At 70.3% G+C, this 24,740-nt stretch carries 21 protein-coding genes, 1 tRNA gene and 3 pseudogenes; 7 read left to right on the top strand and 18 right to left on the bottom strand.

What is annotated here, in order from left to right; translation table 11 throughout:
- Nucleotides 1-38 precede the first annotated feature (38 nt).
- Nucleotides 39-1,112 (bottom strand): acyltransferase family protein, encoded by a 1,074-nt coding sequence (locus OG361_RS33275; protein WP_405862580.1) that lies wholly within the window; start codon nucleotides 1,110-1,112, stop codon nucleotides 39-41.
- 472 nt (nucleotides 1,113-1,584) lie between these two features.
- Between OG361_RS33275 and OG361_RS33270 the strand changes: the two genes are divergently transcribed.
- Entirely contained in the window at nucleotides 1,585-2,127 is a 543-nt protein-coding gene (locus OG361_RS33270) for a hypothetical protein (RefSeq protein WP_405859459.1), read from the top strand.
- Nucleotides 2,128-2,157: 30 nt separating this feature from the next.
- Here OG361_RS33270 and OG361_RS33265 read toward each other — a convergent pair whose 3' ends face one another.
- Nucleotides 2,158-2,418: a hypothetical protein gene (locus tag OG361_RS33265; protein WP_405859457.1), complete on the bottom strand. Its 261-nt coding sequence runs from the start codon at nucleotides 2,416-2,418 to the stop codon at nucleotides 2,158-2,160.
- A gap of 183 nt (nucleotides 2,419-2,601) precedes the next feature.
- Here OG361_RS33265 and OG361_RS33260 point away from each other — a divergent pair, with 183 nt between their 5' ends.
- A complete protein-coding gene (locus tag OG361_RS33260) occupies nucleotides 2,602-2,970 on the top strand; it encodes a hypothetical protein (protein WP_405859455.1) in 369 nt (122 codons plus the stop codon).
- A 291-nt stretch (nucleotides 2,971-3,261) separates the two neighbouring features.
- Here OG361_RS33260 and OG361_RS33255 read toward each other — a convergent pair whose 3' ends face one another.
- A complete protein-coding gene (locus tag OG361_RS33255) occupies nucleotides 3,262-3,888 on the bottom strand; it encodes a hypothetical protein (RefSeq protein ID WP_405859453.1) in 627 nt (208 codons plus the stop codon).
- A gap of 241 nt (nucleotides 3,889-4,129) precedes the next feature.
- On the opposite strand from OG361_RS33255, the pseudogene OG361_RS33250 reads away from it, so the two are divergent.
- Nucleotides 4,130-4,363, top strand: a pseudogene (locus OG361_RS33250) (aldehyde dehydrogenase family protein); the annotation flags it as partial.
- Between the two features lie 96 nt (nucleotides 4,364-4,459).
- Here the strand turns inward: OG361_RS33250 and OG361_RS33245 are convergent.
- The 3 genes from OG361_RS33245 to OG361_RS33235 form a co-directional block, all read right to left on the bottom strand.
- On the bottom strand, nucleotides 4,460-5,725 hold the full coding sequence (locus OG361_RS33245) for an acyltransferase (RefSeq protein WP_405859451.1): 1,266 nt from the start codon (nucleotides 5,723-5,725) through the stop codon (nucleotides 4,460-4,462).
- Between the two features lie 2 nt (nucleotides 5,726-5,727).
- The gene (locus tag OG361_RS33240; protein ID WP_405862578.1) at nucleotides 5,728-7,803 is read right to left on the bottom strand and encodes a bifunctional polysaccharide deacetylase/glycosyltransferase family 2 protein; all 2,076 of its coding nucleotides are present in this window, start codon (nucleotides 7,801-7,803) and stop codon (nucleotides 5,728-5,730) included.
- 233 nt (nucleotides 7,804-8,036) lie between these two features.
- Nucleotides 8,037-8,273 carry a hypothetical protein gene (locus tag OG361_RS33235; RefSeq protein WP_405859449.1) on the bottom strand — a complete coding sequence of 79 codons (237 nt, stop codon included), beginning with the start codon at nucleotides 8,271-8,273 and terminating at the stop codon, nucleotides 8,037-8,039.
- 348 nt (nucleotides 8,274-8,621) lie between these two features.
- On the opposite strand from OG361_RS33235, the gene OG361_RS33230 reads away from it, so the two are divergent.
- Nucleotides 8,622-9,572 (top strand): glycoside hydrolase family 16 protein, encoded by a 951-nt coding sequence (locus OG361_RS33230; RefSeq protein ID WP_405859447.1) that lies wholly within the window; start codon nucleotides 8,622-8,624, stop codon nucleotides 9,570-9,572.
- 227 nt (nucleotides 9,573-9,799) lie between these two features.
- On the opposite strand, the pseudogene OG361_RS33225 reads toward OG361_RS33230, so the two are convergent.
- The 3 genes and pseudogenes from OG361_RS33225 to OG361_RS33215 form a co-directional block, all read right to left on the bottom strand.
- Nucleotides 9,800-11,260 (bottom strand): annotated as a pseudogene (locus OG361_RS33225) (DNA/RNA non-specific endonuclease); the annotation flags it as partial.
- Between the two features lie 81 nt (nucleotides 11,261-11,341).
- Nucleotides 11,342-11,749 (bottom strand): annotated as a pseudogene (locus OG361_RS33220) (RHS repeat-associated core domain-containing protein); the annotation flags it as partial.
- Nucleotides 11,750-12,333: 584 nt separating this feature from the next.
- Nucleotides 12,334-12,407 (bottom strand) — tRNA-Pro (locus OG361_RS33215).
- Between the two features lie 577 nt (nucleotides 12,408-12,984).
- Here OG361_RS33215 and OG361_RS33210 point away from each other — a divergent pair.
- On the top strand, nucleotides 12,985-14,217 hold the full coding sequence (locus tag OG361_RS33210) for an acyl-CoA dehydrogenase family protein (RefSeq protein WP_405859445.1): 1,233 nt from the start codon (nucleotides 12,985-12,987) through the stop codon (nucleotides 14,215-14,217).
- A gap of 111 nt (nucleotides 14,218-14,328) precedes the next feature.
- Here OG361_RS33210 and OG361_RS33205 read toward each other — a convergent pair whose 3' ends face one another.
- From OG361_RS33205 to OG361_RS33180, 6 genes are all read right to left on the bottom strand, one after another.
- Nucleotides 14,329-14,901, bottom strand: a complete 573-nt coding sequence (locus OG361_RS33205; protein ID WP_384569276.1) for a GAF domain-containing protein — start codon at nucleotides 14,899-14,901, stop codon at nucleotides 14,329-14,331.
- Nucleotides 14,898-15,521, bottom strand: a complete 624-nt coding sequence (locus tag OG361_RS33200) for a GTP-binding protein (RefSeq protein ID WP_405859443.1) — start codon at nucleotides 15,519-15,521, stop codon at nucleotides 14,898-14,900. The genes OG361_RS33205 and OG361_RS33200 overlap by 4 nt, the downstream gene beginning before the upstream one ends.
- Nucleotides 15,499-15,876: a DUF742 domain-containing protein gene (locus OG361_RS33195; RefSeq protein ID WP_405859441.1), complete on the bottom strand. Its 378-nt coding sequence runs from the start codon at nucleotides 15,874-15,876 to the stop codon at nucleotides 15,499-15,501. Before OG361_RS33195 ends, OG361_RS33200 begins: the two co-directional genes overlap by 23 nt.
- Nucleotides 15,873-16,307 (bottom strand): roadblock/LC7 domain-containing protein, encoded by a 435-nt coding sequence (locus OG361_RS33190; RefSeq protein WP_384569285.1) that lies wholly within the window; start codon nucleotides 16,305-16,307, stop codon nucleotides 15,873-15,875. Before OG361_RS33190 ends, OG361_RS33195 begins: the two co-directional genes overlap by 4 nt.
- A gap of 6 nt (nucleotides 16,308-16,313) precedes the next feature.
- Entirely contained in the window at nucleotides 16,314-18,311 is a 1,998-nt protein-coding gene (locus OG361_RS33185) for an ATP-binding protein (RefSeq protein ID WP_405859439.1), read from the bottom strand.
- 441 nt (nucleotides 18,312-18,752) lie between these two features.
- Nucleotides 18,753-20,024, bottom strand: a complete 1,272-nt coding sequence (locus OG361_RS33180) for an MBL fold metallo-hydrolase (RefSeq protein WP_405859437.1) — start codon at nucleotides 20,022-20,024, stop codon at nucleotides 18,753-18,755.
- A 114-nt stretch (nucleotides 20,025-20,138) separates the two neighbouring features.
- Between OG361_RS33180 and OG361_RS33175 the strand changes: the two genes are divergently transcribed.
- Together OG361_RS33175 and OG361_RS33170 are read left to right on the top strand one after the other, a co-directional pair.
- The gene (locus tag OG361_RS33175) at nucleotides 20,139-21,317 is read left to right on the top strand and encodes a Glu/Leu/Phe/Val dehydrogenase dimerization domain-containing protein (RefSeq protein ID WP_405859435.1); all 1,179 of its coding nucleotides are present in this window, start codon (nucleotides 20,139-20,141) and stop codon (nucleotides 21,315-21,317) included.
- Nucleotides 21,318-21,388: 71 nt separating this feature from the next.
- Nucleotides 21,389-22,156 carry a TetR/AcrR family transcriptional regulator gene (locus OG361_RS33170; protein ID WP_405859433.1) on the top strand — a complete coding sequence of 256 codons (768 nt, stop codon included), beginning with the start codon at nucleotides 21,389-21,391 and terminating at the stop codon, nucleotides 22,154-22,156.
- A 54-nt stretch (nucleotides 22,157-22,210) separates the two neighbouring features.
- Here the strand turns inward: OG361_RS33170 and OG361_RS33165 are convergent, their stop codons facing one another.
- The 3 genes from OG361_RS33165 to OG361_RS33155 form a co-directional block, all read right to left on the bottom strand.
- Complete coding sequence (locus OG361_RS33165) at nucleotides 22,211-23,071, bottom strand: SIMPL domain-containing protein (protein WP_405859432.1); 861 nt, start codon at nucleotides 23,069-23,071, stop codon at nucleotides 22,211-22,213.
- Nucleotides 23,072-23,213: 142 nt separating this feature from the next.
- Nucleotides 23,214-24,242: a DUF6745 domain-containing protein gene (locus OG361_RS33160; RefSeq protein ID WP_405859430.1), complete on the bottom strand. Its 1,029-nt coding sequence runs from the start codon at nucleotides 24,240-24,242 to the stop codon at nucleotides 23,214-23,216.
- 54 nt (nucleotides 24,243-24,296) lie between these two features.
- The gene (locus OG361_RS33155; protein WP_056646910.1) at nucleotides 24,297-24,623 is read right to left on the bottom strand and encodes a hypothetical protein; all 327 of its coding nucleotides are present in this window, start codon (nucleotides 24,621-24,623) and stop codon (nucleotides 24,297-24,299) included.
- Nucleotides 24,624-24,740 lie beyond the last annotated feature (117 nt).

Genomic DNA, 24,740 nt, shown 5'->3' with positions numbered 1-24,740 from the left:
CTCCCTGCTCAGCCAGGGCCGCATCCTTTGACCACGCATCAGAGACGTTGCTTGAGGTACGTGGTGAGCGGCTTCTCGACGAGCTTGTGCACCAGGTACGAGAGCACCAGCACTCCGGCGATCACCGAGCCGAGGAGCACCCACGGGTCGGCGCCCCGCGGTGCGAAGTAGCTGATGAACTCCCAGCCGATGGTCTGGTGCAGGAGGTACAGCGGGTACGTCAGCGCCCCCGCGATCGGCAGCCACCGCCACTGGACGCCCGAGAGCTTCCCGGTCGCGATCAGAGCCATGATCCCGAAGAACCCGGCGAGCAGCACGATCACGGGCCAGGCAGCTCGGTCACCGAGGAAGGTGAGGCGCTTGAACTCCTCGATGGTGGGCGCGAGGGAAACGCAGAAGGAGATGCCGACGATGCCGAAGAGCAGTAGGTTCGGGCGGAAGCGGTACATCAGATGGAACGCCATGCCGGCGATGAAGAACCAGCTGTACTCGGGGATCAGCAGCAGTCGCAGCGGCCCTGGCGGGGCCTTCGCGACAAGGAGCGTCGCCGCGCCCCAGACGCAGCAGAATGCGATCACGCGCTGATAGGTGAGGCCGAACCAGGCCATGGCCGCGAAGAGGAGATAGAAGCGGAGTTCCGTGAAGAGCGTCCAGTAGACGGTGTCGACGTGGTCGACCATGAGGGGCTGCTGGAGCATCGTGAGGTTGGTGAGGATGTCGTTCCACGGGAGGTGGCGACGCCCGCCGGGGATCACGATGACGGTGACCGTGGTCGCGATCACCGCGAACCAGTACGCCGGGTAGAGCCGCACGACGCGGGAGACGAAGAAGGCCTTCACCGGTCGGCCCCAGGCACTCATACAGACGACGAAGCCGCTGATCACGAAGAACAACTGGACGCCGAGATAGCCGTACGCCGATATTCGGAACGTCTCGGGGAATATCTCCCTGACCGGCGTGGGCCAGCCGCCGCCACGGGCCGTCAAATGGTACATGACCACCATGAGCGCGGCACAGAAGCGTAACCCGTCGAGCGCGTGGAGTCGGCCGTGACCCCTGATACTAGGTTTCGGCTCAAGTGGGGTATCGGTCTTTATTCGGGTTGCGGGCATCACGGACTGATCCTCAGCATGGTTGCGGCCGCGAAATAATTCATGTTTGCGTAAACACGAGGAACGCGTCAAGCCTTGATCTTGCTGTCGTTGTATTTTTCGCCATCACTGTCGCAAAACATGCGTGCGGCCGGGTCGCCGCCGGCCTCCTGCGCCGCCGCACCGCCCAACCGGCCTTCAACGTCCACCCAGCTCGCCTCTCCTGGGCGGATATCAGTCGAGCCCCGTCTCGGTTGACCTCGAGGCTCTCCTCCTGCCCTGCTTTGGCCAAGAACAAGCCGAGATGCACCGCGCGCCGATCCGGCTCGAGAACCACCGCCGGGTGCCGTAGCCGAAATTCCCGGCTGCCCACAGCCATGATCGACCGGACAGGTCCTGGTCGAGGACCTCTTCCAGGAGTTCCTGGACGCCCTGGGTATCGCACGCTGACGACACGAGGGGCGCGGCCCAACAACACGGATTGGCAGACGACATGTTGAGGATCGAGGAGTTGGAAGCGGCGCTTCCGTCGATGACGCGGTGGCGTGTGACGGCGGGGCGCAGTGTGGACTGGGCCGCCCTGGAGGCGGGCCTCGGGACCGCGCTGCCGTCGGACTTCCGCTCTCTGGCGGAGGCGTATCCGGTCCTGGTCATCGACGACTTCCTGATGGTGTCCGTTCCCAGGCCAGGCGCCGAGGCGTCATGGGCGTCCGAGTCCAGGGAGGACGAGATCCTTCAGGATCTGTACGAGATGGGCGACACCGAGGACTACGTTCCCTACCCGCAGCCCGGTGGCCTGCTGCGCTGGGCGGATTCACATTCGGGGGACTCCCTCTACTGGAGGACGAGCCCCTCGGACCCGGACGCGTGGCCGGTGGTCGTACGCGGAGACAACGGCGACTGGTCGGAGTTCCCCGTCGGCGCCGTCGAGTTCCTGGCCGGCGTGTACCGGCGGACCATCCACGTACCCGGCATGCCCAGGGACTTCCCCAGCGATTTCCCCCAGGTGTCGGGCCTGAGCGACCGCATCGACTGACCGGCAGCCGGATCACACGCACGCGAACAGTCATCGCCCCCGGGGTTCCGGATCGGAGGCGCTCTTACCCGCGCTTGCCGACGGGCCGCTGGGGTCTGGCCGGCGTCGGTTCGTGATCAGGCGGTACAAGAAGCGGACGGTCAAGCCGAGCGCAACGAGGGAGAACAGCGCGAAGAAGACCAGGTAGATCGTGTCAAAGACATCCCTGTTATACCGGTGAGGAGCGGCCCTGACCGCCAGCACTGACCAGGCTCCCCACGCCAATGCGAGCGCCTTGAATTCGTCCTTCATGGACTCCCCCCTCATGACTTCCCGAGGAGCATATGGCGGAGAGGTGAATCAGAAGCTCAGCCCGGCCATCAACCGCATACGAGCGAGGGGTTCAGCCGTGAGTGATGAAGGTGGTAATGACAAGGCACGCCTGCAGCCCCATGGTCCCGGACCGACGGGTGTCGGACAGGGAGCATGGCGGGCATGACCACTCAGCATCCCGCGGAGCGCGGCGGCAACGGGCGCGACCGGTTCGCCGCCTTCTCCGAGCGGGCATCGAACGTCACCAGCTCCCCGTTGTTCTACGGCCTGTGCGTGCTCCTGGTCCTCGGCACAGTCGCCCTGCACCTCACGCACCCGCCGCTGTCCTGGCTGATCTTCGCCGGGGATGTCATGACGGCCGTCAACCTCCTCTTGCTCGCCCTGCTGAAGAACACTGAACGGCGTGACATGCACGCCGTCCAGCGCAAGCTGGACGCCATCGCTGCGGCGCTGCTGGAGCAGCGTGAGGGCACGAGCCACACAGCAGCGGACGAGCTGCGGCGTACCATCCGCATGGAGGAGGAACAGTGAGGCTCCCCCGGGGCTCGCAGACCTCGCACATCTCCAGGTCGGTGCACACCTTCGGCTCGCGCGTCAGGATGTCGCTGCGGAACAGGACCGGCGCAAGGAAATAGCGGTCACCCCCCTCGGTCCCTGAGACGTATCTCGGCGGCAGGCAGCACGCGCCACGCCGAACCCGGGCCGACGCAGGCCAAGCCGGGAACTGGCGGACCTCATCCTCGCGGGTGCACGCCGTCCGTACGGGGAGCCGGTCGACCCCGTGCGGAGGCGGCCGCGGAAGCCCCGTACGCCGACCCCGCTTCAGTCACGCAGCGAGAGACGGCAGCGCCCCACACCCCCCACCGCCTCGGCGACACGGCCGGCCAGGTCCTCCCACGGACGCGGAGCGACGACCGGCACGCCGGCCGCCCGCGCCTGCGCGGCGAGCCACCGGCCGTACAGCACGCTGACGCGTGCGCGATGGCGCTGCGGTCCGGCCTCCGGCTCCCGGCGCAGGTAGTTGGCCGTCACCTGCGCCTCGTCGTCCTCGTGGAGGAAGACGGCACGGACCGGACCTCCGGGCGTCGCCCGTGGGGGCAGGACGTAGTCCCCTTCCAGGATCACCGGGGTATCGGTTCCCACATGGTTGGCCACCACCGCATCGATCGCCGGCGCCGGCGCCTCGGCGATCGCGATCTGCCGCTCGACCACCGACTCGGGCGCCTGACGGGCGGCCTCCGGATGAGTGCGCCAGAAGTGGACCTCCGGCAGGTGCTCGGGCAGTGTCACCGCGAGGAGGGCCTCCACGATGTCGTCGACCTCCACGACGGGGACGTCGTACCGTCGTGCCAACGCCCGGCCGACGCCGGTCTTCCCCATCCCCGACGCGCCCCCGACGACGAGCACCCGCCAGTCGGGAAGACCCCGCACCTCATCCGTACCGTTCACACGGGCAGAGTAACGAGGACCCGGGCCCACCAGGTCCCCACCAGGTCCCCACCATCGAGGAGATCCGCCCGCTCCTCGCGCAGTCCCCAAAAACGATCAAGGGACCGTTTCAGATTGCTCTGAAACGGCCCCTGACCTACGACTTCGAAAAGTCGGGACGACAGGATTTGAACCTGCGGCCCCTTGACCTCCAGAAGTAAAGGTCAAGGGGATTGTCACGAGATAACAGACTAATTCTGGGCTCGCCAACGACACGCCGTTCGGCCTCGGCTCGTACGTCTTCACGACCGACAAGGAGCAGGCGCAGCGCGTCGCCAACCGGATCGAGGCCAGCATGGTCTACGTCAACGTGGTGGCCACCGAGGAGCCCGGACTGCCGTTCGGCGGCGTCAAGGCATCCGGTTTCGGTCGGGAGCTCGGCCGCTACGGTGTCGACGAGTTCGCGAACCGGAAGCTCATCCGCATCGCCGGCTGAGCATCGGGCATCAGGCCCTGGCCAGTGACCCGCGGCACCGGAATCGGTGGCGCGGGTCACTGCCGTCCTGGCACGTCCGCGGATCGACGGCCCGCGTCAGACACTGGCCCGGCGCCTGCCCCGCACGCGGCGCGGGTACGGGAAGAGCCGCGGAGAGCGCTTCGCGGCCACGTCCTCGACCCAGCCGAAGGTCAGCACCAGTAGCCCGGTCAGTGGGATCGCCACAATCAGCGGAAACCACTGGCTGGTCAGCAGCCACTGGAAGTGCTCGTAGAAGAAGCCGACGGACCAGAGGGGGTCGATCAGCGGGATGGCGGCCACCAACGCGGTCTGGTGCCAGAGGTAGACGCTGACAGCGCGTGTGTTGAGCAGGCTGATCAGGCCGTTCCAGCGTTCCAGCGGTCGGGGCCACTGTTCCCAGGAGGGACTGACGTGGAGCAGGATGGCGACGAAGCCGAAGGACCACAGGGCCTGGGCTATCGGCCAGCTCTCGATGTCGGTCGGCACGGTCGGATCGACCGGTCGGGTCTGCAGGTACCACCAGCCGGCCACCATGATCAGCGGCGCGACGGACGGCACGACGTACTGCGGGATCTTCTTGAGCAGGCCCTCCTGATGAGCCATGCCGAGGATCCAGCAGGAGCCGAAGGTGGCGAAGTCGCTGCCGGTCTCCCAGACCCGGCCGTAGAGGAACTCCTGGTCGATGAAGAACGTGTTCATGACGATCGCCAGCGCGATCGGCGCGGACAACGTCACCACCGGCATCCGGCGCAGCGCCCACAGCATCAACGGTGACAGCAGGACGAACCAGAGGTACGCGCGGAGGTACCAGAGCGGGACGATGACCTGCACCGCCCAGCCCTGCCCCACAAGATGGTCGAAACCGTCCAGCGAGTCACTGTACGGCGGAGTACTCAGCGGCAAGATCCAGAACAGCAGCTTGCCCCACCACCAGTTGGGGTGCTCCTCGGCGTCGGGCCCTCCGCCGTCGAGAATCTGGGCGGTGAGCAGGATCGCGCCGAACAGCCACATCGGCGGCAGCAGTCGGCGCAGGCGGCCCCGGATGACGCCGAGGGCGGGCCGGCTGAGCGAACGGGCCATCAGCGACCCGGCCAGCGCGAACATCACGCCCATGGACGGGAAGACGACGGGCAGCCAGAACCAGCCGAAGTTGTGGTAGACCACCACGCGAACCAGCGCCAGGGCGCGCAGCAGGTCGAGATAGCGGTCCCGGCCGCCCTTGGCCCTGGACGGTGCCGTGGGGTCCGTCGCCGGCTCCTGCTCCGGTTCCCGTCGCAGAACTGCGGGGACGCGCAGCCGGAGGGTGTCCTGAGGACTTCCGAACTCGAAGGATGCGGTCATGATCAGGCCTCCACCGGTGCCGCGACCTCGCCGGTGCGCCGGAGCTTCTGCCAGCGCAGTCGGCCACCGGTCAGCGCCGTGATCGTGGACTGCAACAGGACGATGTACATCAGCTGCCGGTAGACCAGTTGCTGGATCGGCAGGCTGATCAGATGCAGGGGCTTCTCGCCGTCGAGCCGGAAGGCGTACCAGGACAGCACGGCCTGGAGCAGGATGAAGCCGCCCCAGCTGGCGAGGGTGATCGGGGTGTCCGCGAACAGCACGCCGTACAGCAGGAACATGTCGACCAGCGGCGCGAGCAGCGGGGCGACCACGCCGAACATCACGACGAGCGGAAGCCCGAGCCGGCCGAAGCGCCCGGCCGGGCCGCGGGACGTCACGGCGCGCCGGTGCTTCCACATCGCCTGCATGCTGCCGTAGCTCCAGCGGTACCGCTGGGACCAGAGCTGCTGGAGGCTGGCGGGGGCCTCGGTCCAGGCGCGGGCGCGCTCGGCGTAGACGATCCGCCAGCCGTCGCAGAGCACCGCCATGGTGATGTCGGTGTCCTCGGCGAGGGTGTCGTCGCTCATCCCGCCGACCCGCCGCAGGGCTTCCTTGCGGAAGGCGCCGACCGCGCCGGGGATGGTCGGTATGACGTTGAGCATGTCGTACATCCGGCGGTCCAGGTTGTGGCCGAGGACGTACTCGATGTGCTGCCAGGCGCCGATCAGGCTGTCGCGGTTGCCGACCTTGGCGTTGCCCGCGACCGCGCCGATCGCCTGGTCGCCGAACGGCTGGACCAGCTCGCGCACGGTGGACGGCTCGAAGACGGTGTCGCCGTCCATCATCACGATGATGTCGTGCGACGCGGCCGCTATGCCGGTGTTGAGCGCGCTGGACTTGCCTCCATTGGCCTTGCGGATCAGCCGGACGAACGGCAGGGCCATCGCCTCGACGATGTCCGCCGTGCCGTCCGTGGAGCCGTCGTCGATGACGATGACCTCGATCGGATGGTCACTGGCGATCAGGGAGTTGAGGGTGTTCGCGATGCACTCGCGTTCGTTGTAGGCGGGGACGAGGACGGTGACCGGCTCGGTGACGGGTGGTCCCCACGCGTCCCGCCGCCGGGAGCGCCGGGCGTGGAGCGGCGCGAGGACCAGCATCAGCGCGAACCGGCCGAAGTTGAGGAAGCCGACGACAGCCAGCAGCGCGACCAGCACCGGCAGGGTGAGCACGGCGGCCTGGCTGGCCCAGATGAAACACTTGCCCGCCCACAGCTGGTAGCCGTGCACCGGCACGGTGGCGTCGGTGGCGCCGAGCGCCTCGGAGACGGTGGCGAAGCGGTACCCCTCGCCCTGCAGCTTCTCGATGATCTGCTCGAGCGCGGCGAGGGTCTCGGTACGGTCGCCACCCGCGTCGTGCAGCAGGATCAGCTCGCCCGCGCCGGGCTTGCGCGGCATCGCCGCCTTGACGATCGCGTCGACGCCGGGACGCTTCCAGTCGTCGGTGTCGCGGTCGATGAACGCGGTGAGGTAGCCGTGGGAACCCACGTACTTGATCACCGGGTAGTTCCAGTTGTCGAGCGCCGAGGCGTCGGAGGAGTACGGCGGGCGGAACAGCGCGCTGTGGACGCCCGCGACGCCGGCCAGCGCCAGCTGCGTCTGCGCCAGCTCCCAGCTGATCCGGGCTTCGGACTGGTACACCAGATCGGGGTGGGTGAAGGTGTGCACACCGATCTCGTGGCCGCCCGCGACGATCTGCCGGATCAGCTCCGGGTGGCGCGTGGTCATCGCGCCGGTCACGAAGAAGACCGCGTGGATGTCGTGGGCCGCGAGCACGTCCAGGATCTTCGGGGTCCACTCCGGCGAGGGGCCGTCGTCGAAGCTCAGGACCACGGTGTGGTCGGGGACCCGGTAGCTCACCGGGCGCTCGTTCCTGTCGCCGCGCGCGTCGATGATCGGGCCGCCCTTGAGCAGGTGGCGCGGCACCATCGTCTTGTCGACCGAGGTCGCGATCCGGTCGTCGTGGAAGGCCTCGTTGGTGGCGAGGCCGCGCAGGACGAGGAGCGCGAGCAAGCAGGCCAGCAGGGACAGCGGCATGAAGAAGCGCAGCGGCGGCGCAGCCAGTCGGCGCGGTCTCAGCAGGGACTGCCGACGACGCTGGTGGCGGGACAAGGGCGCTCCTGGAGATGGGTGGTGCGGACGATCAGGCACGCTCGGCCGGCCCGCAGGCGTTGCTCCGGGCGGCACGATGGTCGCGGTATGCCGTGGAATGTCGCGACGTTCGGCGTGATGGCCGGACTTTTCGGGTGGGGTGTCGCAGCCCGCGCCCTCTAGGGCAAGGAGGGAGGCAGGGGCGCCCTGGTGGGCAAGTACGCGGGCTTCGGCGGAATCTCCATCGCCGGGGCGTCCGACTGCATACCGATCAGGCTGCTGCCCATGGCGGCCGCCAGGATCGCGCCGACCACGGAGACCGGCCAGCCGAAGCGCCGGAACAGACGGCTGCGCAGTCCCGACTGGTCGACGAACACCGGTGCCGGAGCAGGCTCCTCGTGACGCGATTCGGCCACGCTGGGCTGTGCCGGGTATGCCGGTCCACGCCCGAAGGATGTGGAGACTTGGCGCATCTCGTGTGGCCTTTTTGTGCAGGGAGGTAGACAGGTGAAGCGTAGAGCGGACCGTAGCGGATGACCCTGATCGATTGGTGTGCGATATCCGCTTTTGACTTGATCCGATCGAATGTCGTAACCGGATCGGTATGTCGACGGGCGTGTCCCGACCCATGAGCGGCCGGTCGGGCACACGCGGCGGGGGGCCGAAACCCTTCGCTAGGATGACGCCTCAATTCATGTGATCAGCGTTTGACCCCCATGTAAGGGGCGTGCCCAGACGCCGCCCCTACGCCCCAAGGAGCCTGCGTGAGCCAGCCCCGCCGCACCTCTCGTCGCCGCGCGTGGACGGCGCTCACTCTGCCCGTCCTCCTGTGCGTACTCGCCGCGTGTTCCGCCGACCCCGCGCCCGGCGGGGGCGGCCAGGCCGCCGGGCCCGCGCGGGACGCCTCGCCGACGCCCACCGGACCGCCGGGAACCCTGTTCGACAACTTCAACTACACCGGCGCCGACGACCCTTCCCTCGCCGCGCACGGCTGGGAGATCCGTACCGGCGGGGGCGGCCCGGGGATCAAGGACACCTGGAGCGCCGACGGCGCCGCCTTCCCCCTCGACCCGACGGCCAAGGGGGGCAAGGTCCTACGACTGCGCTCCTCCACCGACGGCACCGAGCAGGGCACCACGCAGGTCGAGGTTCAGACCACGAGCCGGAACTTCTTCACGGGAACCTTCGCCGCCCGGGTCCACCTCAGCGACAAGCCCACGAGCGGACGCGACGGCGACCACGTCGTCCAGACCTTCTTCCCGATCTCCCCCTCGGACTCCTCGGAGAACTACAGCGAACTCGACTTCGAGTACCTGCCGAACGGCGGCTGGGGTTCGGTGGGTCCGCAGCTCGACAACGTCAGCTGGTACAAGGCCGACCCGCCGGACCGGGTCCACAAGACCCTCAAGCGGCGCCTCGGGGGCTGGCACACCATGATGATCACCGCCATGGACGGAAAGGTCACCTACTCCCTGGACGGCAAGGAGCTGTTCACCAGCTCCGGCAAGTACGTCCCGCGCGAGCAGATGGACATCCACTTCAGCAACTGGCTCATCGACCTCCCCTTCACCGGCGGCCCGCGCACCTGGGACATGAAGGTCGACTGGGTCTACTACAAGGCCGACGAGGCCGTCTCCCAGGCGGACGTCCAGAAGACGGTGGACGGCTTCCACGGCACCGGCACCGACTACATCAACACCGTCCCGAAGCCCTGACGCCACCCGCTGCACGGTCGTCCCCCTCAACCTGCTGCTCACCGAACGGGAGATCACCTACCACCTGGAGGACCGCCGGCGGACTTCACCCGTGGCGTGCCCGCCGAGTTCGGTTTCGCCGTGGGTGCGACCATCGTGCTACCGCCGCGCGCGGAAGCCCGGGTGGATCGGCCATCGAGCATGCGGGTATGGCACCTGACGCGGCTGTCGGAGGCCTCTCCCCACTGCTACTGGAAGCTCAGTCGATGGGGGTGGAACGCGTCTGTGGGGCAGGTGTGGATACGCAGGTAACCGCGCCCCAGGTACACGCCCGTGGGGGTGATGACGTGCCGGTACAGATCGGGGCGGCGGTCTTCCAGGGGAGCCCAGCTCTCCGAGGCGGGGTCCCACTCGACATAGTGGGCGGTGAGGAGCGGGGGCATGGAAATTCCGCACACGGTGCAGTCGACGGTGCGCGGGTCGGTGAGGTGCCAGGTGGCGAAGCCGCCGACCTTCCAGCCCGGGGCGAGGGACAGGTCGCTGGAGTACTCGGTGGGGAAGTCCGCTTCTGCTTCCTGCTCGTCCTCTTCGAGGAGCTCCTCCTCCCACGCCGCGACAGCTTCCTGCAGATCCTCGGGGAGCAGGCCGAGGTATTCATGTTCGACGATTTGCTCGGGGTGGAGGTCGCAGGGCTGGGGAACGCACTCGGGTGCGCCGACGACAAGCGGCTCGGGCTGTTCGCTGAGTACAGCACCGATGTCCTGGCTGCGGCGCCACTTCAATACGACGTCCACGCTCGCGTCGGGGCCGTGCGCCTCGAACGGGCACCAGAAGACCTGGAGGAGGTCGTGCCCCGGGGGCCCGGTGAGGTCGGGGATGTCCCGTGCCCACAGCTGCGCGGCGGCCAGCATCGGAACGGGGTCCGCGTCGCCGATGCCGGGGTCGTGCAGCCCGTCCCGGAGAGCGGCGAGGAGAGCGATCTCCTCTTCGGTCTTCTTCCGCCCCTCCGAAGCCGCATGGATACGGCGTGCGAGTCGGACGTCGGCCAGCAGGTGCCCGGTTCCCTTGGGGTGGACGGCGGTGCACATCGGCCAGGGCTCGTCGGCCGGCCACAGCATGGGGCCTGCGACGGAGCTGTCCTGTGCCTTCGGGTCACCCGGGCGCGGGTGAAGTCGCGTCGCTGTCCGCCGGAACTCGGCGAGGCCGGGAAAGAGCTCCTCGACATCGGCTGGACGCGAGGGTGTTGTGCGGGGCATGCGTTTCTCCGGAACGATTCGTCGTGAGCGCTGGACGCTGGTTCTGACGTACGCGGCGGGGTTCTCAAGAATGTAGGTGAAGGTGAAACCCTTGCTGCCGTACGCCGTGAAGTGGATTTCGTGCGGGATCGGGTTGCTGCCCGCGTGCTTGGGGACCACGTTGTACTGGACGACCTCGTCGTTGTTCTTCACCTGGTCATAGATCACCGCCTCTACCGACAGCCGCTGTTCGGGCGTGTTGGTGGGGGTCTGCGTCTCGGTCACCAAGTTCTGATGGGCGAACTTCCCCTTTCCGTGACCGCCGAGGCGGTTGGCGTAGAGGTGGCCTCGGGCTTCGTTGAAGTCGTTGCCGTTGCCGCGCCAGCCGGGGGTCCGCACGGAGCCGGCCTCGGTTCCCTTGTCGAGCACCTCAGGCCGTATGGAGGCATGGACACCTGTGGGGCGCCCCAGGTGATCGAGGCGCCCGTCCCGGACGCTGCCGCCGAACCCGCTCGTCGAGTCGCCCCAGTCGTAGGCGTCGAAGCTGCAGCGTTTGGGGGCGAGCCCCAGTGGGTCGGTGGACGCCCAGGGATTGGCGACGTAGGTGGCCGGGTTGGGCGCGGGAGCGAGGCCGAGGGGGTCGAGTGTGGTGTAGCGGGCAGTGTCGGGGTCGTAGTGGCGGTGGAAGTTGTAGTGGAGGCCTGTTTCAGGGTGGGCGTACTGTCCGGGAAAGCGGAGCGAGGTGTAGGCGGTGGCGTCGCGGTTCCACCCTGTGGTCCCCCAGGCTGTCGATCGGCTGCGCCAGGCCGTCTCGCCGGTGGTGGAGACAAGTTCGGTGGGGGTGCCGGCGAGGTCGGTGACGATGGCGAAGGAACGCGCGTCGGTCTCGGCGTCGTCGAGGAGTCTGCGTTCGTACTGGACGAGCGGGCGGTGTCCATCGTGTTCCCAGGTCAGAACGGTGGCAGTGGCCTCGTCGACCTGTCCTCGAAGTCGGTCTCGGCGGCCATGTTGCCGGCGGCATCGTAGGTGTAGCTCCAGCTCTGCCCGAGCGGGTTGGTGACTTCGACGGGGCGCGGTTCGAGCGCGTTTGGCAGGGGAGACGGGTGCAGGGCAGAGGCGCGCGTTTGGGTCGTTGGTCGCCGGGGCCGGAATGCTGTTGCGTTCGCGCTGGCAGTGGTGACGAACTACGTCACCAGGTCGCTGCCGACGTGGGCAGAGAATCCGTGGACCGTGTGGGGCGCGTTCGGCGCGCTCGGTCTGTCGGCGCTGGGGCTGCTGCTGGGTGGGGGCGTCGACTTGCGAAAGTCACGCCGCAACCAGCGCCGACAGTCCTCGCCCACGCGGCACGCACCGCTCGAACGCGGAGGCGCGGCAAAAAGGCTCGGCGTAACGCACCTGAGCCACCCGGGAGGCCGGCGATGCACCTTGACCAAGTCAAGGTGCGCTTCCCCCGGTCAAGTGCGTTGGTCCCCAAGTGGTTCCCAGAAACGAGTCAGAGGCCGTTTCAGATTGCTCTGAAACGGCCTCTGACCTGCGACTCTTTCGAGTCGGGACGACAGGATTTGAACCTGCGACCCCTTGACCCCCAGTCAAGTGCGCTACCAAGCTGCGCCACGTCCCGTTGCCCGTCTGACCTGGGGTTTCCCCTGGCCGAACGCGCATGAGAACAATACCGCACTTTCACCGGTGGTCACGAACCCCTTTCGGGCGCCCTCACGAGGGACGCGCGCGGGGGCAACGCTCACTCTCCGTGACACCTTCGCGCGCCCCGTGGTGCGCCCGCGCGCCCGTGGTGCGGGTGCGCACGAGGGGGAGGGCGGAGGGCAGGCCCGTGTTTCCGGGGCCGGGGTGGGATCGGGAGGCTTCCGAAATGCCGCTCCTACGGTGAGGGAGTGGCTCATGTGATGACTCGGGGCTGTTCGTGGCCATAGATATCGGAGTTCGTTGCCGTTGGCATGTGGCAGAAAGGCGCCCACGGGGAAAGGACTCCGGACCGGACCGAGGGGGCCAACACCACACGAAACACAGTCACTTTCCATCGTCAACAGCTCCGGTTTCGGACAAAAGTCGTGGCGATATTGCTCCGTCCCCTAAAGATCAACACCATGTTGGGGTCGGCCTGTTCGGGACGGGACCACTGCCGATGTATCACCTGCTCGGTCAACTCACCGAGCGGGCTTTCGCAGGGGAGGACTCGAATGGACGGCTACTTCAACAGTCGACTGCATCATCAGCTCAGGGAGAAGGTCCGCGACTTCGCAGAGCGTGAGGTTCGGCCACGAATAGCCGAGATGGAAGCCTCTCGGACGGTCCACCACGAGCTGTCCCGGCTGATCGCCGAGCAGGGCTGGCTGGGCGCGACAATCAACCAGGAATACGGCGGCATGGGCGCCGGCCACCTCGCCAAGACGATCATCATCGAGGAGCTCTCCCGGGTCAGCGGCGCCATGGGCGCCATGGTCCAGGCCTCCCAGCTGGGCACCGCCAAGATCGTCCACTTCGGCAGCGACGAGCAGCGCAAGACCTGGCTCCCGGCCGTCGCCGCGGGCGAGTGCCTGCCGACCATCGCGGTCACCGAACCCGAGTCGGGTGGCCACGTCCTCGGCATGAGCGCCAGTGCGGTCCGGGACGGCGACGACTACATCCTCAACGGCAGCAAGGTCTTCGTCGGCAACAGCCACGTGGGCGATCTGCACGGTGTCGTGGTCAGGACCGGTCCCGGATCGAAGGGACTCACGGCCTTCCTGGTCGAATCCGATCGCCCGGGCTTCAGGACCGGTCCGCAGAAGCCCGCGATGGGACTCCACGGCTTCAGCTTCGGTGAGCTGATCTTCGAGAACTGCCGTGTGCCGGCCGCCAATCGCCTCGGCGACGAGGGCGACGGCCTCTCCGTCGCGTACTCCTCCAGCGTCCTGTACGGGAGGGCCAACCTCACCGCCGTCTCGCTCGGCATCCACCAGGCGATCCTGGAGGAGACCACCCGCTTCGCCTCCGAGCGCATCCGCTACGGCAAGCCGCTGCACGACCTGCCCACGGTCAAGCTGAAGCTGGGCCAGATGCAGTCCCGGCTGATGACGGCCCGGCTGGCCGCGTACCACGCCGTGCACCTGCTCGATCAGGGACTCTCCTGCGACACCGAGCTGATGAACGCCAAGCTCGTCAACGTCGAGTCGGCGATCGACTCCGGCCGCAACGCCATGGAGATCCACGCCGCCGCCGGCCTCTTCACGGACCGCGCCATCGAGCGGTACCTCCGGGACGCGCACCACATCTTCGCCCCGGCCGGCACCTCCGACATCCAGCTGCTGCGGCTGGCCGAGGTCGCCCTCGGCCAGGACAAGGGCAGTTGGTCGGAGCGGCTCTCCGAGCTGGTCCGCACTCCGGATCTGGATCTGGAGATGGAGATGGAGAGGGAGCCGGCGCACGCCTGACCGGCCGCGGCCGATCGGACGGGCCGATTCCGTCAGGGATACGGGCGGGGCCCGGGTACGGCGTTTCGCGCCGTACCCGGGCCCCGCCCGTATCCCTGACGGAGACGGCCGTCAGAACATGCCGTCCTCGCGGCGGTGGATCTGCTCCACCAGCTCCGCAGCCATCGCCTTGATCGTCTCCAGCCCGGCGCGCCCCCACGGCCGGACGTCGGTGTCGACCACGCAGATGGTGCCCAGCGCGATGCCGGAACGGTCGATCAGCGGTGCCCCCATGTAGGAGCGGATCCCGATCTCGTCCACGACCGGGTTGCCCGCGAAGCGCGGGTAGTCGCAGACGTCCTCCAGGACGAGGGCCTTGCGCCGGACGACCACGTGCGGGCAGTAGCCGTGGTCACGGGCCATGTAGCGGCCGACACCGCCGGCGCCGGCCGCGGCCGCGCCGAGGTCGCTGCCCGAGTGGGTGCCCTGCGGGGTGTGCAGCCCCGCGAAGAACTGCCGGTTCTCGTCGATGAAGTTGACCATCGAGAACGGTGCCCCGGTCACGTCCGCGAGACGGTGGGCGAACTCGTCGAACGCCGGGTCCGGCCGCTCCCCGAGCCCGAGTTCACGGAGCCGCCGCACGCGCGCGGGCGCGTCCTTGTCGATGGGGGTCAGCAGGAGATGACCGGTCGGGTCGTAGGTCATGGCGTTGCTCCGTAGGTCGGCACGGCGGCCGGGAAGGTGGTGAGCAGATGCTGGACGAGGGTCAGCAGCGTGCGGATGCCCGAGCTGGAGATCCGGGCGTCGCACACGACGACGGGCACGTCCGGCCGGAGGTCCAGCGCGGCCCGCACCTCGTCGGGTTCGTAGCGGAAGGCGCCGTCGAACTCGTTGACCGCCACGACGAACTGGATGCCCCGCCGCTCGAAGAAGTCGACGGCGGAGAAGCACTCCTGGAGCCTGCGGGTGTCGGCGAGGACGACTGCCCCGAGCGCGCCCTCGGAGAGCTCGTCCCACATGAACCAGAAGCGCTCCTGGCCGGGGGTGCCGAACAGGTAGAGCACATGACGGTCGTCGAGCGTGATGCGGCCGAAGTCCATGGCCACGGTGGTCGTGGTCTTGGACTCGACGCCCACCAAGCTGTCGGTGGCCGCGCTCACCGAGGTCAACAGCTCCTCGGTGCTCAGGGGTTCGATCTCGCTGACCGCGCCCACAAAGGTCGTCTTGCCCACGCCGAACCCGCCCGCCACCAGGATCTTGAGTGCGGTGGGGAAGGGGTCGGCCGCGAAACTCTCGTGGCGCTCAGAGCCGTTGTCGTAGGCCATCGAGCACTGCCTCCAGCAAGGAACGGTCGGTTGGGGTGGCGTGGAAGCGGGGCGCACGGGCGGTGAGCGCCCCGCAGTCCACGAGGTCGGAGAGCAGGACCTTGGTCACGACGGCGGGGAGCCGTAAGTGCGCCGCGATCTCGGCCACCGAGGTGGGCCCGTCGCACAGCCCGAGGGCCAGACTGTGCTCGGGGCCCATGTGCGCCTGCGGGGTCGATCCCGTCGCCATCACCATCGAGAGCAGGTCCAGCGCGGTGCTGGGCTTGGTCCGGCCGCCGCTCACGGTGTACGGCCGGATCAGCCGGCCGGCCGCGTCGTCGAGCCAGGGCCCTTCCTGATGCGACGTCGACTTCACTGCCGGATGCCACCTGCCGCGCCGGCCGCCTGCCGGGCCGGGGTGACCAGGTAGGGCCGGACGCTCTTGACGAGCATCGCCATCTCGTAGCCGAGGACGGCGGCGTCCGCCTCGCGCCCGGCGAGGACGGCCAGGCAGGTGCCCGAGCCGGCGGTGGTGACGAAGAGGAGCGTGGAGTCGAGCTCCACGACCACCTGGCGGACCTCGCCGCCGTCACCGAACCGGGCGCCGGCGCTCCGGCCGAGCGAGTACAGCCCGGAGGCCAGGGCCGCCATGTGGTCGGCGGCGTCGGGGTCGAGGCCGTGAACGGATTTCACGAGGCCGTCGGAGGAGAGCAGAACCGCGTTGCGGGTGTACGGGACCCGCTGGACAAGTCCGCTCAGCAGCCAGTCGAGATCCGAGGAATGGCCGTTCGGCACATTGCTCGCCATGGTGATCTACTCCTTGTGCGCGTCGCCTGGACGCAGCGCTTCGTGGGGGGCGGGCTGGGACTCGGCGAGGCCGATTCCGCGCTGGAAGGCGGCCATCAGACCGGGGTCGTGCAGGGCGTGTTCCTCGGGCCTGCGGATCGCCGGCTCGTCACGCAGCTGCGGAACGAGGTGCTCCTGCGCGCGCCGCTTGGGGAGGAGGGGTCGGCCGGGGGGCTCGGCACGGGGTGCCAGGGGTGCCGGGGGCAGCAGCGGGCCCAGGTGCTCGCCGCCGGTCGCCTGTGCCGGTATCGAGGGGGTGGCACTGGTGTCCCCGTGGCCGCCGTGACCGCTGGTGTGGCCGTGACCTGTGGCGTGGCCATGGCCGTTGGTGTGGCCGTGGCTGCTGATGTGGCCGTTGGTGTGGTCATGGCCGTTGGTGTGGTCATGGCCGTTGGCGTGGCCGTTCATCGGTGCGCTCGTTCGGGGGTACGCGAGCGGGTCGTGCGTCGGGGCCTCCTCGTGGCGGGCGGCGACCCGCTGGGGGAAGGGCGAGGCCGTGGGCACGGGGGCCTCGGCGTGGAGCGGTGCCGGGGCATGGGTCGGGGCCTGGGGCTGGACCGGCGCCATGGGCTGGACCGGGGGCTGGACCGGCGCCGGCGCGTGGACCGGCTCCGGGGCCTGCGGCTGGGGCTGCATCTGCACCTGGTCCTGCGGGACCGCCGGGGAGCCGACGGTCGCGGCGGCCTGGCGCTCGTGCTGTGCCAGGCCCTCGGGGTCGGCGCCGAGAAGGCCCTGCGGGAGCACCAGGACGGCCTGGACGCCACCGTAGATGTTCGACTGGAGGCGTACCGCGATGCCGTGTCGCCGGGCGAGCGCCGAGACGACGAAGAGGCCGATACGGCCGTCCTGGAGCAGGTGCGCGACGTTGACCTGGTCGGGGTCGGCGAGCAGGGCGTTCATCTTGTTCTGCTCGGTGACGGGCATGCCCAGGCCGCGGTCCTCGACCTCGATCGCGAGGCCGGCCGTGACGTACTGGGCGCGCAGCAGCACCGTGGTGTGCGGGGCCGAGAACAGCGTCGCGTTCTCGACGAGTTCGGCGAGGAGGTGGATGACGTCCGCCACGGCATGGCCCCGGAGCGTACCGTCGATCGGCGGTACGAGCTTCACCCGCGGGTACTGCTCGACCTCGGCGATCGATGAGCGCAGCACCTCGGTCATGGTGACCGGGTTCGACCACTGGCGGCGGGAGATGGCGCCGCCGAGCACGGCGAGGTTCTCGGCGTGGCGTCGGATGCGGGTGGCCAGGTGGTCGACGTGGAACAGGCCCTTGAGCAGCTCCGGGTCCTCGACCTCGTTCTCCAGCTCGTCGAGGAGCTGGATCTCGCGGTGGACGAGGGACTGGAGGCGCCGGGCGAGGTTGACGAAGACCTCGACCTTCTGTTCGTTGCCGACGCTGCTGGAGAGCCGGGATGCCTGCACGACCGCGTCCACGGCGGCCTCGTGCGAACGGGTCAACTCCTGTGAGAGCAGGTCGAATTCGTCGCCGACCGCAGGGCCGGAGGGGAGCGCGGGGCGGGGCGGGACACCTTCCCCCCTGCGCAACTGTTCGACGATCGTACGCAGTTCGCTCTGGCCGCGGAGGCTGGAGCGGCGCAGGGAGTTGCAGCGGTCGAGGACCGCCTTGGCCGCCCGGTCGGCGCCGAGCGCGGCGGCGGTCACGGAGGCGACCGTGAGGGCGGCGGCGCCGGTCAGCGCGGCCCAGAGGCCGGGCGAGGGGCTGGCTCCCGTGGAGCGGATGGTGAAGAGGACGGCAGCCGCGCCGCCCAGTGCCACCGCGACGGCGGGGAGCACGGAGGTGCGCAGGAGTTGGGAGCGTATGCGGGCTTCCGTCGGGAGCGGCGCGGAGGGTTGCGCCGGAGGGGTGCTGTTGTGGGTACCACCGGAGGCGGAGCGGGCGCCCGACCGGCCGTGCCGCCCGCCCTCGCGTCGTTCGGACCGCGAGGCGGGTGCGCGAAGTTGAGACATGAGTGTCCTTGGTACGTGCCCAGGAATCGGCGTACTGCGGGGAACAGGGGGATGGACTACGGGGGTGTACTGCAGGGGGTGGCGCAGGGTACTGCAGCGGTACTTGGGGGTACCTCTTGCGGTTGTTCGGGGGGAGGCGGCCAGAGGAGGCACTACAGGCGTGCGAAGAGCCTACCGATGATCACCAACCACACACTGTAGTCGTCAACCGTTCACGTGTGGTGCGCAGTTGACAAACTTACCCGTAGACCGTCCCGCTCTGGTATCGCCCCTCGTACGACAGGCCGAGAACCATCTGGCCGAAAGTCAAGGGCCTGCCCCTGACGGACCATCGGGGGAACGGAAGAGGGCGGAGGCGCTCGTACGCCTCCGCCCTCTGCGGAAATCGTCCCCCACCGGAATCACCCGGAGGAGGTGCGGACCGGTCGGCCCGCACGCCCGTCACGGCGTGCGCGCGGCCTCCGGTGCACCGCGGCCGGTGTCCGGGCCCGGTTCCCGGGACGTCCGTCCGGTACCCGGATCCGCGGTCGCGCCGGACGCGCCGGCACGCCGCCCATGACCGTCGGTAAGAGCGGAACCTTCCCAGCCGCCCACGGGCGCATGGGCGACCCCACGCCACCAGGGGGTGTCGGGCAGCTTCTCGGCACCCGGCTCGAAGGGCTCGCCGGGACACGGCAGGGCGATCCGCTGGCCGACCCCGGCGGCGGCCTCGACGGTGCCCTCGCCGGGCTCGGCCCACGGGTGCGGGGCGAGGTTGAACGTGCCCCAGTGGATCGGCAGCATCACACCGGCCGCCGCACCGCCCTGGAGGTCCAGGTGGGCCCGCATCCCCTCCTCCGGCGTCATGTGGATGTCGGTCCAGAACTCCGAGTACGCGCCGATCTGGATCATGGTGGCGTCGAAGGGGCCGTGCGCCGCGCCGATGTCCCCGAATCCGGAGAAGTAGCCGGTGTCCCCGCTGTGGAAGATCCGGTGCTCCGGTCCCTGGACGACCCAGGAGGCCCAGAGCGTGTGCTGCCGGTTGCGGATGCCCCGGCCGCAGAAGTGGCGGGCCGGGGTGGCCGTGAGACGCAGCCCGCCGATCTCGGTGGACTCGTTCCAGTCCAGCTCGCGCAGGCGGGAGGCGGCCACGCCCCAGCGCTCCAGGTGCGCGCCGACGCCGAGGGGTACCGCGAAGACGGTGTCGGTGGTGGCGAGCGCCTTGATCGTCGGCAGGTCGAGGTGGTCGTAGTGGTCGTGCGAGATCACGACGACGTCGACCGGTCCGAGCGCGGCGAGGGGCGCGGGCACCGGGTGGAGCCGCTTGGGGCCGACGAACGGGAAGGGGGAGCAGCGCTCGCCCCAGACCGGGTCGAAGAGGACCCGGTGGCCGTCGATCTCGGCGAGCACGCCGGAGTGCCCCATCCAGGTGAGGCGCAGGCCGGTGACCGGGGGCCTTGCCAGGTCGGCCACGGTGGTGGGGTGGACGGGGATCGTGCCGGTGGGGGCTCGGCGCGCGCGCCCTTCCTTCTCGAAGTAGATCTTGGCGAACTCGAGCGTGGAGCCCGAGGGCCCGCGTCTGGCGGGTTCGGGGTTCTGGAAGATCCCGTCCGCGAAGTTCGGCGAGCGGCGGATGCGGGCGAGGCGCTCGCCCGCGGGGTCCGCGCCGAAGGACTCGGGGCGCAGAGCGCGCAGCCGGGCCCGTGGCGAACGGTCGGAGCCGGTACCGGTCACAGGACCTCCTGATCTCTGGGGGTCGTTCCATTATGGGCGGCCCGGGCGGCGAACGGCCGGGCACACCGGTCATACTGAACCGCTGTTCAGTAATCCCCCCCGAGGAGACACGCGATGAGCCCCACCCCCCTGCTGTCCGTCGACTGGACCGACCACGTGACCGGGCGCCGTGGCCATCTGGTGGTCGACCGGCTGGTGCGCGGCGTGGCCAGCGGTGGCCTGCGGATGCGGGAGGGGTGCACGGTGGCGGAGGTCACCGGGCTCGCCCGCGGCATGACCATGAAGGAGGCCCTGCACTACGACCCCGAGGGCCGGTACGTCCCGCTGGGCGGTGCCAAGGGCGGCATCGACTGCGACCCCCGCTCCCCCGAGGCGTACGGGGTCCTCGTCCGCTACCTGCGCGCCATGCGGCCGTACATCGAGCGGTTCTGGACCACCGGTGAGGACCTCGGACTCACCCAGGACCTGGTGGACCGGGCGGCGGCCGAGGCCGGGCTCGTCTCCTCCGTGCAGGCCGTGTACCCGCTCCTGGACGACGAGGCGGCGGCCCGGAAGCGGCTCGCCGACGCCTTCGCGATCGAGGTGGACGGCATCGGGCTCGACGAGCTGGTCGGCGGCCTCGGGGTCGCCGAGTCGGTACTCGTCGCCCTCGACCGGGCCGGGCGGGCCCGCACGGGGACCCGGGTGTCGGTGCAGGGGCTCGGCACGATGGGCGGGGCGACGGCCCGCTTCCTGGCGCGGGCCGGACTGCGGGTGGTGGCCGTCGCCGACGTCCGGGGCACGATCGTGAACCCCGACGGCCTCGACGTCGAGGCCCTGCTCGCGGCCCGTGACGCCCACGGCGCCGTCGACCGCGCGGCCCTGCGGCCCGGCGACCGGGAGGAGCCCGGGGACGCCTGGCTCTCGGTCGGGGCAGAGGTCCTGGTGCCGGCGGCCGTCTCGTACGCGATCGACGCCGGGAACCAGGGGCGGATCACGGCCCGCTGGATCGCGGAGGCGGCCAACATGCCGGTCCTGCCGGAGGCCGAGGAGGCCCTCGTCGCACGCGGGGTGACCGTGCTCCCCGACGTGGTCGTGAACTCGTGCACCAACGCCTGGTGGTGGTGGACGCTCTTCGGCGACGTCGAGGCCGACGCCGAGCAGGCCTTCGAGCGGGTACGCCGGTCGATGCGGGCGCTGGTGGGCACCATGCTCGACCGGGCGGCCGCGGACGGCACGAGCCCGCGCGCGGCGGCGCACGCGCTGGTCGCGGAACGGCTGCCGCTGATCGCCGAGCGCTACGGCTGGTACTGATCGGACCGGTCGGCCGCGCCGCGAGCCGTTGACAATCATGCCCTTGTCATGTGCTGTGTAGGCTGCTCGGCGTGACGAGAGTGCGGTTGAGCGTGGCGGAGCGGCGGGAGGAGCTGCTGAGGGCCGCCGTCGAACAGATCGAGGCACGCGGTGTCGCGGCCGTCCGGATCTCCGACGTGGCCTCCGCGCTCGGCGTCAGCAACGCCCTGGTGCTCTACCACTTCTCGACCAAGGAACAGCTGGTCGCCGCGGCCTTCTCGCACGCGGCCGAGGCCGATCTCGCCCGCCTGCGACAGCTGCTCGGCCGGCGCTCCACCGCGGTGCGCCGACTGCGCGCCGCCGTGCGCTGGTACGCCCCCACCGGGCAGGCCAAGGGCTGGCGGCTGTGGATCGAGGGGTGGGCGGCCTCGCTGCGCGACCCCGAGCTGCGCCGGGTCGCCGCCTCGCTGGACCAGCAGTGGAAGGCCGCGCTGGCCCGGGTGATCGCGGAGGGGGTCGCGGCCGGGGAGTTCCGCTGCCCGGATCCCGCCGCGGCGGCCTGGCGGCTCACCGCGTTCCTCGACGGGCTCGCGGTGCAGACGACCGCGTACGTCGGCTCCCTGTCCCGCACCGCGATGCTGCGGTGGGCGGACGACGCCCTCGCACGGGAGCTCGACCTGCCCGACGACGTAGAGGCCGACGCGCCCGACGACGTGCAGGGTGACGCGCCCGACAAGCCACGGACCGACGCGCCCGACGACGTACAGGGTGACGTGCCCGGCCACGTACAGGCTGAGGTGCGGGGCGCCACACCGGTCGAGCGGCCGGAGGACGGACCGGACGGGCCGCCCGGCCCGTAGCCGCCGGAGCCCGCGGCACGGGCGGATGACCGAGCGGCGTGGCCCTCGTCGGCGTCAGAGCAGCTCGAAGACGGCCGAGACGGTGACCTGCTCCTCGATCTCGCCCGGGGCCAGCGGGACGCCCGGCTCGTCCGCGGGCATCGCGGCGGCCGCACCGGGACCCGGGCGCACCGAGTCGCCCTCGCTGAGCGACACCAGCCGGCCGAGCCGGTGGCCGCTGAGCCGCGCGTGCTGAGAGGCCTTCTCGTACGCGTCCTCGTAGGCAGCCTCACGCGCCTTCGCCCGCAGCGCCGACGGGTCGGCGACGTCGAAGGCGACGCCGTTGATCCGGACCGCGTCCCCGGTGGCGTCGTTGACGGCGCCGATGAACTGACCGGTCCTGTCGAGGTCGCGGACCTTCACGGAGAAGGACTGCCCGGCCTGGTACCCGGTCACCTTGCTCTCCCCGTCGGCGTTCTGCGTGTAGACCGGGCCCAGCGAGAGGCTGTCGGTCCGGATGTCCCGGTCGGCGATCCCCTGCTCGCGCAACACCTCCAGCAGGGACTTGGCAGCGGTGCTCTGCGCCGCCATCGCCTCCTTCGCCGTCTTGCGGGTCGCCTCGACCCCGACGGAGAGGATCGCCAGATCCGGCGCGGCGGCGACGCGGCCGCTCCCCGTGACGGAGACCGTGGCGGGCGCGGCCGCCCTGGCGGCGGTACGGAGGGAGCTCCGCTCGGGCGCGGCGGCCAGAGCGGGGGCCGTCGTGCCGACGAGGAGACCGCCGAGCACGGCGGCGGCGGCGATCAGCCGTGCGGTGCGGACGGATGCGGAGGTGCGGGCGGACGGGGCGGTGCAGACCGATGCCGAAGTGCGGACGGACGGGGCGGTGCGGGCGGTGGTCGCGGTGCGGGCGGTCCGGGGCTGGCGGGTCGTCACGGGCGGTCCCTTCGGGGGTGGGTGCCGGGGCTCCGGCGGGCACATCCCAGCACCCTGCGCCGGCGCCTCCCGCACGCCACTCCTGACCGGCGGCGCCCTTCACCTCTCCGTACCAGCCCGGCCGCCGCTCCCCGGTCGCGCCTCAGGTCTGGACGAGCGGTGCGTACGCGTCGGGGTGGAGCCCGAAGGTCCAGGCGACGCCCTCCCGCGCGGTCCGGGTCGAGGGCGGGACCCGCAGCCAGTACGTGCGGTGGCTGCCGTCCGGTTCGGGGGTGGAGTTCACGACCTCGACCATCACCACGTCCTCGTCGTCCGCCAGCTCGACGCGCCACAGGACGCCCGTCTCGTCGCGGTGCTCGTGCCGCGCGCCCGACGCGGCGAGGTAGCGGTCGTAGCCGTAGTACTCCAGCATCACGCGCCGCAGTTCGGCGTTCTCCTCCGCGCGTATCCGCTCGGGGGTGAGGTCGGGCAGCCCGGCCAGGAACTCGGCGGGCACCGGCATGCCCCGCCAGGCGTACAGGGCGAAGCCGTCGGGGTAGGCGAGCGCCGGGCCGTCGCCGCGGTCGAGGCGCCCTGCCTCGTCCCGGTGGAGCTCGACCGGACGCTCGCAGACCACGGTGACGTTCTCGTACGGCCACCACCAGCCGGCGTGCTCGGCGACGGCGGCGAGTCCCGCGAGGCGGTCCCCCTGCCCCTCGAAGGCGGCGAGCCAGGCGGCGTCGTGCTGGCCGAGTACCGCGTCGAGCAGCACGAGCCGCACGAGGTTCGCCTCCCGCACCGCCCCTGCGGAGTCCACCGCGGCCGTGACGGCCTCCGTCACCCCGGCCCGTATCCGGTCGGCGAGGGCGCCCGTGAGGCCCCAGAGTCCCGCCCCGGTCGCCTGCCAGTGCGCCGCCCATCCGGCGGGACCGAGCGCGTCGTGGACCCGGCGCCGCTCCTCGGCCCACGGCCGGGTGCGCACCTCGTCCCGTACCGAACGGCCCGCGTCCGTCAGCCCCCGTACGAGCGCGACGGCCGCGAGCGGCGACTCCGCCCAGAGCACGCGCTCGGGCTCGGCGAGCCCGGCCGTGCGGTAGGCGAGCCGGACCCCCGCCTCGGCGGCGGCGCGGTCGGCCGGTCCGGTGGCCGCGGCGACGGCCCGCCACGTGTCCTGCGCGGTGGTGTGGTTCATTCCGGTGTCCCCCAAGTCCATGAATCCGTCCAGCCCCTCACGTCCGTGGAGGCGTCAGTCCGCGACGATCCGGTAGGCGCCGGGCACGTACTCCCGCTGCCGCACGACCCGGTACCAGCCCTTGGGCAGGGCTATCGGGGCGTGCTCCTCGTGCACCACCCGGCCGCCCTCGGGCAGTTCGAGCAGCAGCGGGCCGAAGGGGCCCGGCTCCCGCACGAGCCGGCCGGGGCCGGGGATCGCGTGGGCGTGCCCGGTCACCTCTCCGAGGGCGAGGACCAGACGGCCCCTGGCGTCCCTCGGCTCCCCCGCCGCGGCCTTCGCCCGGGCCGGTACGGCCGTCTCCTCGACGGGCGCGATCAGCACGTCTCCCTGCCGGTACATGGCTCTCCCCTCCCCGTTCGGCGCGGTTCGCCCGAACACGAGAACGACGCTAGAGGCAGGGTCTGACAATCGCCCCGGGCCCGGCCGAGCCGCCCCCCGGCGAAGGGCGTTGTCGGT

It is taken from the genome of Streptomyces sp. NBC_00090 (assembly GCF_045160815.1).
Taxonomy (GTDB): domain Bacteria; phylum Actinomycetota; class Actinomycetes; order Streptomycetales; family Streptomycetaceae; genus Streptomyces.
Note: the sequence above shows the minus strand (reverse complement) of the source record. Positions and strands in the feature narration are given on the sequence as shown.

Excerpts from the sequence above, each read along its gene's own strand:
- OG361_RS33270 (WP_405859459.1), top strand. The coding sequence starts at position 1,585 with ATGTTGAGGATCGAGGAGTTGGAAGCGGCGCTTCCGTCGATGACGCGG.
- OG361_RS33160 (WP_405859430.1), bottom strand. The coding sequence starts at position 24,242 with ATGAACCACACCACCGCGCAGGACACGTGGCGGGCCGTCGCCGCGGCC.
- OG361_RS33155 (WP_056646910.1), bottom strand. The coding sequence starts at position 24,623 with ATGTACCGGCAGGGAGACGTGCTGATCGCGCCCGTCGAGGAGACGGCC.
- OG361_RS33245 (WP_405859451.1), bottom strand. The coding sequence starts at position 5,725 with ATGACCGCATCCTTCGAGTTCGGAAGTCCTCAGGACACCCTCCGGCTG.
- OG361_RS33275 (WP_405862580.1), bottom strand. The coding sequence starts at position 1,112 with ATGCCCGCAACCCGAATAAAGACCGATACCCCACTTGAGCCGAAACCT.
- OG361_RS33205 (WP_384569276.1), bottom strand. The coding sequence starts at position 14,901 with ATGACCTACGACCCGACCGGTCATCTCCTGCTGACCCCCATCGACAAG.
- OG361_RS33200 (WP_405859443.1), bottom strand. The coding sequence starts at position 15,521 with ATGGCCTACGACAACGGCTCTGAGCGCCACGAGAGTTTCGCGGCCGAC.
- OG361_RS33190 (WP_384569285.1), bottom strand. The coding sequence starts at position 16,307 with ATGGCGAGCAATGTGCCGAACGGCCATTCCTCGGATCTCGACTGGCTG.
- OG361_RS33240 (WP_405862578.1), bottom strand. The coding sequence starts at position 7,803 with ATGCCGCTGTCCCTGCTGGCCTGCTTGCTCGCGCTCCTCGTCCTGCGC.
- OG361_RS33260 (WP_405859455.1), top strand. The coding sequence starts at position 2,602 with ATGACCACTCAGCATCCCGCGGAGCGCGGCGGCAACGGGCGCGACCGG.
- OG361_RS33210 (WP_405859445.1), top strand. The coding sequence starts at position 12,985 with ATGGACGGCTACTTCAACAGTCGACTGCATCATCAGCTCAGGGAGAAG.
- OG361_RS33175 (WP_405859435.1), top strand. The coding sequence starts at position 20,139 with ATGAGCCCCACCCCCCTGCTGTCCGTCGACTGGACCGACCACGTGACC.
- OG361_RS33265 (WP_405859457.1), bottom strand. The coding sequence starts at position 2,418 with ATGAAGGACGAATTCAAGGCGCTCGCATTGGCGTGGGGAGCCTGGTCA.
- OG361_RS33185 (WP_405859439.1), bottom strand. The coding sequence starts at position 18,311 with ATGTCTCAACTTCGCGCACCCGCCTCGCGGTCCGAACGACGCGAGGGC.